We start from the raw sequence: 11,472 nt of genomic DNA on the forward strand, positions 1-11,472 counted from the left end.
CTGCTGAAGACACTCCTCGCCGGCACCACCGCACTCGCGCTGATCGGCTCGGGCGTCGCCTATGCGCAGACCCGCACCGAGTCGCCCGCCGGCAAGACCCCGCCGGCCGCCTCCCAACGCAGCGACGCCCAGATCAAGGCCGACCGCGAGGCGTTCCTCGAGGCGCGCATCGCGGCGCTGAAGGCCGGCCTGAAGCTGACGCCCGACCAGCAGAAGGCGTGGCCCGCCTTCGAGAAGGCGTATCGCGATTTCGCCACCACCCGCGCCGAGATCTGGCAGGACCGGATGGAGGCGCGCCGCGAGGCGCAGCAGGCCCGCAAGACCGGCGACGCCCAGCCGGTCGACCGGCTCGCCCGCCTGAAGGAGCGCGCCGACGCGACGGTCCGCCGCGGCGAGGCGATGAAGGCGTTCGCCACCGCCGCCGAGCCGCTGATCGCGACGCTCGACCAGGACCAGACGCGGCGCTTCTGGGCGCTCGCGCGGCCGATGGGCAAGCGCTTCGCCATGGGCGGCGGCTGGCACCACGGGTGGGGCCACAACCGGCACCACGGCTGGATGCGCGACGGAATGGGCATGAACGGAATGGGCTCGGGCCGCATGGGCATGCAGGGCATGGGTCCGGGCAGCATGGGCCCTGGAATGGGCGGCATGGGCGGCATGGAATGATGGGCACCGACGGTCGCGGCTCCGACGATGCGGGCGCGAGCACCCCGGCCGACCAGGACACCGAGCAGGACGGCGACCAGCTCTGAGCACGACACCGACGGTGGTCGGGCACGCCACTCCGGTGCGCCCGACGACCGGCCGCCGGATCGCTCCGGCACCCCCTCCTCCGGCGCGGCACGGGCCGTGTAACGAAACGGTCCGCCCGCGCGAAGGAGACCACGACGGGAATTTTCGCGGCCGTGTCCCCCGGACCTGCGAAAAAACCCGGATCGCGAGGAGCCGGACCACGAAGCCCCCGTGGCCCGGTGGAAACCACCTCCGAGACGCACGACCGACGAAGGCAAGAAGGACGAAGGCAAGAACGACGAAGGACAGAACGATCCAGGACAGAACGATCCGGGACAGAACTTCGGGCCGGCCCGTCGCCCCCGATGCCTCCCCAGCCCCCCAGCGACGACCGGCCTCGCAGGCCGCCGGGTCCCCTCCCGGCGGCCTCTCTTTTTTCTCGCGCGCCGATTCGCCCTCGCGATCTCACGATCCGGTTCACCGTCGCGCCGCGCGGTCGAGGTTCGCGCGCCCTGTTCGCTCGTCCCGATTCGCCGGCCGGCCGGCTCGCCGGCGGCCTCGCCGGAAGTCTCGCCCGACGGCCGTGGACCTCCGGTCCGAGATCCCGCGGCGCGTCCCGACGCTGCGGCCTCGATTCGCGGCCGCAGATTACCGGCGGATCGGGCACCGCGGCCCCTCGCTTGTGCTCCACGTCGTGCCGCCGTCCCTCACGCCCCGCCCCGGCGGCGACACCCCCGACACGCGGGGCCGCGCATCCGGAAGACGACATCCCTTGCGTGCAGCCGCGCGCCGGCACGGCCCGTCAGCGACCGGAAAAACCGCCCGTCGTTTCCTGCATGGCGGAATCTCGCCTCCGCACGGGTGGACACGGCCTGCATCGTTTGCTACAGACGCGCGCCGTCGTCGTTCGGCGGCAGCGAGTGGGCGCATAGCTCAGTTGGTAGAGCAGCTGACTCTTAATCAGCGGGTCCAAGGTTCGAGTCCTTGTGCGCCCACCACTCCAAATCCCGACGAAACGACTCCCCCAGCGAACGACGGCCCGCCCGCCGGTCACCGCACCTCGCCGACCACCGCCGAGGTCGTGGGATGTGGCGTCGTCAGGCCGTGCCAGCCGTCGAGGCCGATGAAGATGCCGACCGCGGCGATCAGCGCCGCCGACGCATAGGGCGCGCGCCGCACCAGCGTGCCGAAGCCCGACCAGCGGCTCGCGACGTGGCGCACGCCGAGCGCGGCGACCACGCCGGCCGACACCATCGTCACCGCCAGCCCGACGCTGAAGCACACCACCAGGAGAACACCGAGCGCGATTCTGTCGAGCTGCATGCACACGAGCAGCACGGTGATCGCCGCCGGGCACGGGATCAGCCCGCCGGTGAGGCCGAAGGCGACGATCTGCCCGGTGGTGGCGGTGCGGCCGGCAAAGCGGCGGCGGATGTCGGCGGCGTGCGCCAGCGCATGGGCGTCGTCGGCGGTGCCGAGATCGAGGTGATCGTGATCGTGCTCCTCGAGCACGATCGTGTGGCTCTCGGTGCGGTCCTCGTCGATCCGCAGGTCGAGCCGGGCGGTGAAGGCGTGCGGCTCGGGGATCTCCGACACGCTCTCCAGAAAACCCTCGCGTGCGACGAAGGAGAAGGTTTGCGTGGCACCGTCCGGCCGAACGGTCGTCACCGCGACGTCGCCGGCCGAGGGCAGCGGGTCGCTCTCGGCAGAAAGAATCCGCCAGCGCGGCGGCACGCCGTCCTCGAACACCTCGAGGATCAGCGGGCCGGCCGAGGTGTTCAGGCGATGCCGCTCCTCGTGAGCGTGATCGTGGTCGTGGTGGTGGGAGTGGCCGTGAGCGTGCTCGTGGTGCTCGTGCGCAAAATCGTGCTCGGCGCTTTGGTCGCGGCGAATACGCAAGACCATCCACAGCGCGATCGCCAGAATCAGCACCGCGGAAGCGAGCTGAAAATACGGCTCGTTCGCCTCGGACCCCTGGCTCTGGCCGAGCCAGCGGCCGGCGAGCGCCGCCGCCCATACCACCGCCGTATGCGACGCCGTCGCCGACAGGCCGAGCAGCACGGCTTGCGTCACCGTCCCCTGGATGGCGACGATGAACGCCGCCATCATCGTCTTCGAATGCCCCGGCTCCAGCCCGTGCAGGGCGCCGAGCAGAATGGCGCTCGGCACGAACAGCCAAAGATCGGTCGCGCCCTGGCGCAGAAGATCGAGCATCGCGGTCATGACGCCCTCCCGGGGCAGCCGCTATTTCAGATAGGTCCGCACCACCTCGATCAGCTCGGCCGCGCCTTTTGCACGGGCGGCGTCCGGCTCGTGGGCGGGATCGACGACGTGATGGCGGATGTGGTCGATCATCAGCTCGGCGGTGAGGCCGTTGACCGCGCCGCGCACGGCGGCGACCAGCATCAGCACGTCGGCGCAGCCGATCTCCGCCTCGAGCCCCCGCTCGATCGCCTCGACCTGGCCGCGGATCCGCTTCACCCGGCCGAGCAGCTTCGCCTTGTTCTCGATGGTGTGGGTCATTGTTCATACCCTAGGGGGGTACGATATCGGGGTCAATGGGCGAGTGGCGAATGGCGAGTGGCGAGTGGCGAATGGACGGAGGGCCGCTCAGGCTTCGCGGGCCTTGGTCGGAGACGACGGAGGCGGCTCGGCCGCGAGGTCGGCGTGGCTTCGCCGGACACGACCGGCGGTGCGGTGGGCGCAGGTCGGCCAGGTCGGCCGATAGCTCTCGTCCGCCTGGTGCCCCCAGGAGGTCCAGCCCGCCCGGGTGCCGCGAGCGAACAGCTCGAGGAAGGGGCCGTCCGAGCACGCCTCGATCAGCGCATACTGCTCGTCGGGCTTTCGCGAGTGCTCGCGCTTGCGGGTGGCCAGAAGATTGACTTGGCGGCGGCCGGGGCCGAGCGTGCGGGCGTTCCGGCCCTTCACGCCGAACAGGATCAGCTCGGTGACGTTGCGGAAATAGAAGCCGACGCCGCGGCCGTCCGAGCCGCCGTCCTTGCGCACCTTGTGCCACACGAGGTTGGACTTGTAGGCGAAGCCCCAGGCGGCCATCACCGCGAGCCCTTCGGGCAACAGGGCGTTCGGGCACCACAGATAGAGGTGGGCGCGGGGCTCGGTCACCTGCGCCACCGGCAGCGTGCGGATCTCGTCGAGCGTCAGCGTGGCATAGCGGGCGAGCCGGCGATGTTCTGGGGCGACCTTTCCGGTCTTGTTGACGAACCGCCAGGGCGGATCGGCGAGCACGGTCGCGAACCGCCGCTCGCCGGCGAAGGCGAGAAGCTCGGTCGCGGCCGGATGGAGGGCGGCCGGATGGAGGGAGGCGTCCATGACGAAAAACCCTCCGCATGGCGGCCGTCCCGCACGGCCCGCCCGAATTTTTCCTCCGCGGCGCCCGCCCCCGGCGAGCGAGCCGCTACGGGCGCTCCGCCACCTCCGCCCCTTCGGCCGCCTCCTCCGCCACCTCGATGGTGCCGGCGCGGTTGTCGACCATCACCGGCGAGAGCAGCCACTCGATTCGCGGCGGCTTGCCGTACTTCTCGGTGACGAAGGCGACCCAGTCGGGCGTGTACAGCGCCTCCGCCGCCGCCCGGCTCTCCCACAGATAGACGCCGCCGGCGCGGGTGCCGTCCTCCGACAGCCAGTAATTCTTGCGCAAAAGGCCGGGCAGGCCGCGATATTTCGGCGCCGTCGCCTGAAACGTTTTCGTGATCTCGGCGAGCGTGGTCGGCGCCGGCAGCTCGAACGTCACGACGGTCACGATCATGGCGGCGCCTCCGGTCCGGTGATCCCGTAAAAAACCCCGCGGACAAGTCCCGCGGGCAAATCCCGCAAAACAGACGCGACCATTCTAGCACGAGCCGCCGATTTCGCGCACCGCGCGGTGGCGACCGTTCTCCGCCACCGGTACGTTCCGAGATCCCGGTCACCCTCTCGAAACGATATAAAGAAGTCTTTATGTCTTCCTTGCGGGGTCGCCGCCGCCCTGCTATAGGCTGCAACCGCCGCGGCGCAGGCCGATCGGCATTCCGCTGTGCGAGCTCGGCGAGCCCGTACCGGCGAGCCGGTGCCGGCGCCAGCAGCCATTACATTGCAACGACCCCCCAGCCCGAGGACCTCCATGACCCCGTCCGCGAAAGCCGCCAAGCCTGCCGCATCGCCTGCCGCATCGCCCGCGCAAGACTACGTAGTGAAGGACATCGGCCTCGCCGAGTGGGGCCGCAAGGAGCTGGCGATCGCCGAGACCGAGATGCCGGGCCTGATGGCGACCCGCGAGGAGTACGGCCCGAAGCAGCCGCTGCGCGGCGCCCGCGTCGCCGGCTCGCTGCACATGACGATCCAGACCGCGGTGCTGATCGAGACCTTGACCGCGCTCGGCGCCGACGTGCGCTGGGCCTCGTGCAACATCTACTCGACCCAGGACCACGCCGCCGCGGCGATCGCCGCCGGCGGCACGCCGGTGTTCGCCATCAAGGGCGAGAGCCTCGTCGACTACTGGGAGTACACCCACAAGATCTTCGAGTGGGGTGACGGCGGCACGCCGAACATGATCCTCGACGACGGCGGCGACGCGACGCTGCTGATCCATCTCGGCCTACAGTCGGAGACGAACCCGCAGCTCCTCCACCACCCGAACAACGAGGAGGAGGAGGTGCTGTTCGCCGCCATCAAGAAGCGGCACAAGGAGAAGCCCGGCTGGTACGCGGCGGTGGCGAAGAACATCCGCGGCGTCACCGAGGAGACCACCACGGGCGTGCACCGGCTCTATCAGATGGAGAAGGAGGGCAAGCTGCTCTTCCCGGCCATCAACGTGAACGACTCGGTCACCAAGTCGAAGTTCGACAACCTGTACGGCTGCCGCGAGAGCCTGGTCGACGGCATCCGCCGCGGCACCGACGTGATGATGGCCGGCAAGGTGGCGATGGTCGCCGGCTTCGGCGACGTCGGCAAGGGCTCGGCCGCCTCGCTGCGCAATGCCGGCTGCCGCGTGATCGTCTCCGAGGTCGACCCGATCTGCGCGCTGCAGGCGGCGATGGAGGGCTACGAGGTCGCCACCATGGAAGACGCGGCGCCGCGCGCCGACATCTTCGTCACCTGCACCGGCAATGTCGACGTGATCACGGTCGACCACATGCGGGCGATGAAGGACCGGGCGATCGTCTGCAACATCGGCCACTTCGACAGCGAGATCCAGGTCCAGGGCCTGCGGAACCTCAAGTGGAACAACATCAAGCCGCAGGTCGACGAGATCGAGTTCCCGGACGGCCACCGCATCATCCTGCTCTCGGAAGGCCGGCTGGTGAATCTCGGCAACGCGATGGGGCATCCGAGCTTCGTGATGTCGTCGTCCTTCACCAACCAGACGCTGGCGCAGATCGAGCTGTTCTGTAATCCCGGCAAGTACGAGAACAAGGTCTACACGCTGCCGAAGCACCTCGACGAGAAGGTCGCCCGGCTGCATCTCGCAAAGGTCGGCGCGAAGCTCACCAAGCTGTCCGAGAAGCAGGCGACCTATATCGGCGTGCCGCAGGACGGCCCGTTCAAGACCGAGCAGTACCGCTACTGATTTCTTCGCCGCGCACCCTGCCCCGTCGGGCGGATGCGCGGGCGCTTTTCCCGGGCGACGTCTCGCCCCGGCGCACGATCAGCCCCGGCCTCGCGGCCGGGGCTTTTTTCTTGCCCCGTCCGGCCTGTCGGCCCTCTCGCCACGCGCCCTCGCCCGCCCCGGTCGGCGTCCCCTCCCGGGCCACCTCCCCCGAGCCGTTCTCCCCGGCCGTTCTCCGCGGGCCGCGCCGGCATCGCCGCACCGGACGGAGAAGAGCCCGGCTGCGCCCGCGCCGGGCGCCCGACGCATGCGTCGGGAGCATGCCGGGAAAACCCGCGAAAAACCGGTGCGCCTTTGGTCTGATTGCAATTTCTTACCGCTCGACTAGAGTTCGATCCAATACCAAGAGCCGGCGTCAGACCGGCCATGGCTCGCAAAGGGACGAAACACCAAAGGGGGACTCCGTGAGTTCTGCACCCGCGCACGACATCAAGAACGATCCACAATTCCAGGCCCTGGTCTCGCGACGCTCGCGCTTCGCGTGGACGCTCACGATCGCGATGCTGATCATCTATTTCGGCTTCGTCTTCGTGATCGCCTTCGCGCCGACGCTGCTCGCGGCCCCGATCGGCAGCGGCGTCACCACGGTCGGCATCCCGATCGGTGTCGCCGTGATCGTCTCGGCGTTCCTGCTCACCGGCATCTATGTCCGGCGCGCCAATTCCGAGTTCGACGCGATGACCAGCCAGATCGTCGGGAGGGCCAAGTGATGCGCGCCTTCCGCACGGTCTCCGCGGCCGCCACCACGCTCGCCGCCAGCGGTTTCGCGGGCCTCGCCCACGCCGCCCCGGCGATGCAGGGCGGCGAGCGCCAGCCGCTCAACGTCGAAGCGATCGTGATGTTCTTCGCGTTCGTCGCGATGACGCTCGGCATCACCTATTGGGCGGCGCGCCGCACCCGCTCGGCGGCCGACTTCTACGCCGCCGGCGGCGGCATCACCGCCGGCCAGAACGGCCTCGCCATCGCCGGCGACTACATGTCGGCGGCCTCGTTCCTCGGCATCTCCGGCCTCGTCTTCGCCAGCGGCTTCGACGGCCTGATCTACTCGGTCGGCTGGCTGGTCGGCTGGCCGATCATCCTGTTCCTGATCGCCGAACGGCTGCGCAATCTCGGCAAGTACACCTTCGCCGACGTGGTGTCGTTCCGCCTCGAGCAGACCCAGATCCGCACGCTGTCGGCGATCGGCACGCTGGTCGTGGTGGCGTTCTACCTGATCGCCCAGATGGTCGGCGCCGGCAAGCTGATCGAGCTTCTGTTCGGCCTGCCCTATCTCTATGCGGTGATCCTGGTCGGCGCGCTGATGATCGTCTACGTCGCCTTCGGCGGCATGGTGGCGACCACCTGGGTGCAGGTGATCAAGGCCTGCCTGCTGCTCGGCGGGGCCACCTTCATGGCGCTGATGGTGCTGATCCATTTCGGCTTCTCGCCGGAGGCGATGTTCGGCGCCGCGGTCGCCGTGCATCCCAAGGGCGGCTCGATCATGGGCCCCGGCAACCTCGTACACGATCCGGTGTCGGCGCTCTCGCTCGGGCTCGCGCTGATGTTCGGCACCGCCGGCCTGCCGCACATTCTGATGCGCTTCTTCACGGTGGCGGACGCCAAGGCGGCCCGCAAGTCGGTGTTCTATGCGACCGGCTTCATCGGCTACTTCTACATCCTCACCTTCATCATCGGCTTCGGCGCCATCACCTTCTTGATGAACGACCCGGCCTATTACACGGTCGCCGCCGACGGCGCCTACAACAAGGTGACGGCGCTGCTCGGCGGCAGCAACATGGCGGCGATCCATCTGTCGAACGCGATCGGCGGCTCGTTCTTCCTCGGCTTCATCTCGGCGGTGGCGTTCGCCACCATCCTGGCGGTGGTCGCCGGCCTGACGCTCGCCGGCGCGTCGGCGGTGAGCCACGACCTCTACGCCTCGGTGATCGCCAAGGGCCGGGCCTCGGAGGATCGCGAGGTGCGCGTCTCGAAGGCGTCCGCGGTGGCGATCGGCATCGTCGCGATCGTGCTCGGCTACATCTTCGAGAAGCAGAACGTCGCCTTCATGGTCGGCCTCGCCTTCGCGGTGGCGGCGAGCTGCAACTTCCCGGTCCTCTTGATGTCGATCATGTGGAAGGGCACCACCACCCGCGGCGTGCTGATCGGCGGCTTCCTCGGCCTCGCCAGCTCGGTCGGCATGGTGGTGCTGAGCCCGGCGGTGTGGGAGGCGACGCTCGGCAATCCCAAGGGCACGGCGCCGTTCCCCTACGACAACCCGGCGCTGTTCTCGATGGCGATCGCCTTCGGCGGCATCTGGCTCTTCTCCAAGCTCGATCGCTCCAAGCGCGCCGAGATCGACCGCGCCGCTTACGAGCAGCAGTACATCCGCTCGGAGACCGGCATCGGCTCGCACCGCGCGGTGGCCCACTAGCGCCAACGTCCGGGCCGGTTCGCCGTGCGGACCGGCCCGTCCCCCGCGACGTCCCCTCGGCCGAGCCCCGCCCGGGCTCGGCCCCTCGCGTCTCACCTTCCGACGACGCCCGCCCGCGGGACGACCATGCAAACCTTCGACACCCAGAACCCGCCGTTCGACCGGCTGACCCACGACGAGATCGAGACCGTCCGCGCGGCGCTCGACATCGGCTATTTTCCGCCCGGCGACACCATCATCGCCCCCGGCGACCGCTCCGACTGCCTGCACGTCGTCGTCAAGGGCCTGGTCGAGGAGCGCGACGGCGAGACGGTGGAGGCCCGGCTCGGCCCCAAGGACGCCTTCGACTCCCGCTCACTGGTGCACGGCCCCGCCGCCACCGCCTTCGTCGCCGCCGAGGAGACGCTGTGCTGGCTGCTGCCGAAGCCGGTCGTGTTCGACCTGATCGCCCGCAACCCCGGTTTTGCCGCGTTCTTCTACTCGGAGATCTCGCGAAAGCTGCGCTCGTGGGACCGCCACGACCGCGACGGCGTCGACTCCGTGCTGCGCGCCCGCATCCGCGACGTGCGCACCCACCCCGCCGTGTTCATCGAGGGCTCGGCCTCGATCGAGGAGGCCGGGCGGCTGATGCACGAGCGCTCCAGCGACACGCTCTATGTCCACGAGCCCGATCCCTCCGGCGACCCGGCGCGCGACCGGCTCGGCATTCTCTCCGGCACCAGCCTGGTGAAGGCGGTGGTGCTGGAGAAGATGCCGTTCACCACGCCGGTGCGCGAGGTGTGTCACTTCGACGTGGTGGCGATCTCGCCCGACGACTTCGTGTTCGCCGCGGTGATCGCGATGACCCGCCACAGCAAGCGCCGGCTCGCCATCCGCGAGAGCGACACCTATGTCGGCGTGCTGGAGGACATCGACATTCTCGGCCTCGTCGCCGGCAATCCGCAGCTGGTGCCGGGGCGCATCGATCAGGCCCGCGCGGTCGACGACCTCGCACCCTGCGCGCGCGACATCCAGGCCCAGGTCGAGCGGCTGCACCGGCAGGGCGCGCGGGTCGAGGTGATCGCCGAGATCACCTCCGACCTCAACCGCCGGCTGTTCGCGAAGCTGTTCGAGCTGATCGCCCCCTCCTCGATCCGCGGCGCCGGCTGCCTGATGGTGATGGGCTCGGAGGGCCGCGGCGAGCAGACCGTGCGCACCGACCAGGACAACGGCCTTCTGCTCGCCCACCCGGTGCCGGAGGAGGATCTCGACGCCTTCCGCGCCGACTTCACCGCGGCGCTCGAGAGCTTCGGCTTCCCCCCCTGCCCCGGCGACGTGATGGTGAAGAACCCGCGCTGGTCGCAGCCGATCGACGCGTTCGTCGCGCAGATCCGCGACTGGGTGATGGCGCCCGGCGAGGACGGGCCGATGAATCTCGGCATCTTCTTCGACGCCGTGCCGGTCACCGGCCACCACGCGCTGCTCGACCGCGCAAAGACGGCGCTGATCGCGATGATGACCGGCGAGAGCGCGTATCTGTCGCGCTTCGCCCGCGCGATCGATCAGTTCGAGGGGGCGAGCGCCGGCGTGCTCACCTCGATCATGGCCTCGGTCGGCGTCGGCTCCGACGAGATCGACGTGAAGAAGGCCGGCACCTTCCCGATCGTGCACGGCGTGCGCACGCTGGCGATCGACACCGGCGTGCGCGAGGTATCGACGGTGCGCCGGATCGGCGCGCTGGTCGAGGCCGGGCTGATCGGCAGCGATCTCGGCCGCGAGCTGCCGAGCGCCCTGTCCTATTTCATGGAGCTGCGGCTGAGGTCGCAGCTCGCCGCGATCGGCACCGGCAAGCGCGAGCGTGAATCGATCGTCCGGCTCGGCGAGCTGACCTCGCGCGACCGCGACCTCCTGCGCGACGCGCTCAGGGTGGTGAAGCGGTTCCGCGAGATCGTACGCAACCGTTATCATCTCGGCGTCTACTGATGGCCTCCGAGCTCCTCCGCCGCGCGCGCGCAAAACTCGACCGGCTGCTGCTGCGCGACAAGGCGTTCCGCTTCCTGTTCGAGCCGGACCGCTCGGGCGAGCTGGTGTCGTTCGACTGCGAGACCTCGGGCTTCGACATTCTGGCCGACGACGTGATCAGCATCGCGGCGATCAAGATCCGCGGCAACAAGATCCTCACCAGCGAGGCGTTCCGTGCACTGGTGCGGCCCGGCGCCCCGATGGAGCCGAGCGCCATCAAGGTGCATCAGCTGCGCGAGACCGACGTGCGCGCCGCCCGGCCGATCCGCGAAATCTTGCCCGATTTCCTGCGCTTCGTCGGCAGCCGGCCGCTGGTCGGCTACTGGGTCGAGTTCGACATCAAGATGATCAACAAGTACCTGTTCGGCGACCTCAACGTCCATCTGCCGAACCGCCGGGTCGACGTCTCCGAGATGTATTACGAGCGCAAGTACGGCAAGGCGCCGCCCGGCACCCAGATCGATCTGCGCTGGGACGCGATCATGCGCGACCTCGATCTGCCGGTGCTGCCGCAGCACGACGCCTTCAACGACGCGCTGCTCGCCGCGCAGATGTACGTGATGCTGAAGGACATGCAGCTGCGCGGTGCCCGCATCGCGCGAGACCGCGACCGCGATCAGGCGAGCGGCTTCGCGATGTGACGCGCCGGGCAGCCGCGGGGCGCGGCCACCGCCCCTCATACCGGATTCGGGTGATCAGTTCCGAGTGATGGGTTTCGGCCACC

10 protein-coding genes and 1 tRNA gene are annotated in these 11,472 nt (G+C 69.3%); 7 read left to right on the forward strand and 4 right to left on the reverse strand.

The genetic code is table 11. The annotated features are described in order from the left end of the window. Both A33M_RS17310 and A33M_RS17315 read left to right on the forward strand, forming a co-directional pair. Positions 1 to 666: Spy/CpxP family protein refolding chaperone (locus A33M_RS17310; protein ID WP_052027105.1), on the forward strand; the 666-nt coding region annotated here is incomplete at its 5' end. A gap of 988 nt (positions 667 to 1,654) precedes the next feature. After that, a tRNA-Lys gene (locus A33M_RS17315) sits at positions 1,655 to 1,730 on the forward strand. A 52-nt stretch (positions 1,731 to 1,782) separates the two neighbouring features. On the opposite strand, the gene A33M_RS17320 is transcribed toward A33M_RS17315, so the two are convergent. The 4 genes from A33M_RS17320 to A33M_RS17335 all read right to left on the reverse strand — a co-directional run bounded on the left by A33M_RS17320 (position 1,783) and on the right by A33M_RS17335 (position 4,498). Further along, the gene (locus A33M_RS17320; protein ID WP_008389808.1) at positions 1,783 to 2,955 is read right to left on the reverse strand and encodes a nickel/cobalt efflux transporter; all 1,173 of its coding nucleotides are present in this window, start codon (positions 2,953 to 2,955) and stop codon (positions 1,783 to 1,785) included. A gap of 21 nt (positions 2,956 to 2,976) precedes the next feature. Continuing rightward, entirely contained in the window at positions 2,977 to 3,255 is a 279-nt protein-coding gene (locus A33M_RS17325) for a metal/formaldehyde-sensitive transcriptional repressor (protein WP_008389810.1), read from the reverse strand. Between the two features lie 87 nt (positions 3,256 to 3,342). Continuing rightward, entirely contained in the window at positions 3,343 to 4,062 is a 720-nt protein-coding gene (locus A33M_RS17330; protein ID WP_008389812.1) for an MT-A70 family methyltransferase, read from the reverse strand. 85 nt (positions 4,063 to 4,147) lie between these two features. Then, positions 4,148 to 4,498, reverse strand: coding sequence for a YdhR family protein (locus tag A33M_RS17335; protein ID WP_008389814.1), 351 nt, complete (start codon positions 4,496 to 4,498; stop codon positions 4,148 to 4,150). Between the two features lie 354 nt (positions 4,499 to 4,852). On the opposite strand from A33M_RS17335, the gene ahcY reads away from it, so the two are divergent. The 5 genes from ahcY to A33M_RS17360 all read left to right on the forward strand — a co-directional run bounded on the left by ahcY (position 4,853) and on the right by A33M_RS17360 (position 11,389). Further along, positions 4,853 to 6,298, forward strand: a complete 1,446-nt coding sequence (gene ahcY, locus A33M_RS17340; protein ID WP_008389815.1) for an adenosylhomocysteinase — start codon at positions 4,853 to 4,855, stop codon at positions 6,296 to 6,298. Positions 6,299 to 6,741: 443 nt separating this feature from the next. After that, complete coding sequence (locus A33M_RS17345) at positions 6,742 to 7,047, forward strand: DUF485 domain-containing protein (RefSeq protein ID WP_008389818.1); 306 nt, start codon at positions 6,742 to 6,744, stop codon at positions 7,045 to 7,047. Continuing rightward, positions 7,047 to 8,747, forward strand: a complete 1,701-nt coding sequence (locus A33M_RS17350) for a cation acetate symporter (protein ID WP_008389820.1) — start codon at positions 7,047 to 7,049, stop codon at positions 8,745 to 8,747. The genes A33M_RS17345 and A33M_RS17350 overlap by 1 nt, the downstream gene beginning before the upstream one ends. A gap of 126 nt (positions 8,748 to 8,873) precedes the next feature. Beyond that, entirely contained in the window at positions 8,874 to 10,709 is a 1,836-nt protein-coding gene (locus A33M_RS17355) for a DUF294 nucleotidyltransferase-like domain-containing protein (RefSeq protein WP_008389821.1), read from the forward strand. After that, positions 10,709 to 11,389, forward strand: coding sequence for a 3'-5' exonuclease (locus tag A33M_RS17360; RefSeq protein WP_008389823.1), 681 nt, complete (start codon positions 10,709 to 10,711; stop codon positions 11,387 to 11,389). The genes A33M_RS17355 and A33M_RS17360 overlap by 1 nt, the downstream gene beginning before the upstream one ends. Positions 11,390 to 11,472 lie beyond the last annotated feature (83 nt).

Source organism: Rhodovulum sp. PH10, from assembly GCF_000293785.1.
In the GTDB taxonomy this organism is placed as follows: domain Bacteria; phylum Pseudomonadota; class Alphaproteobacteria; order Rhizobiales; family Xanthobacteraceae; genus Rhodoplanes.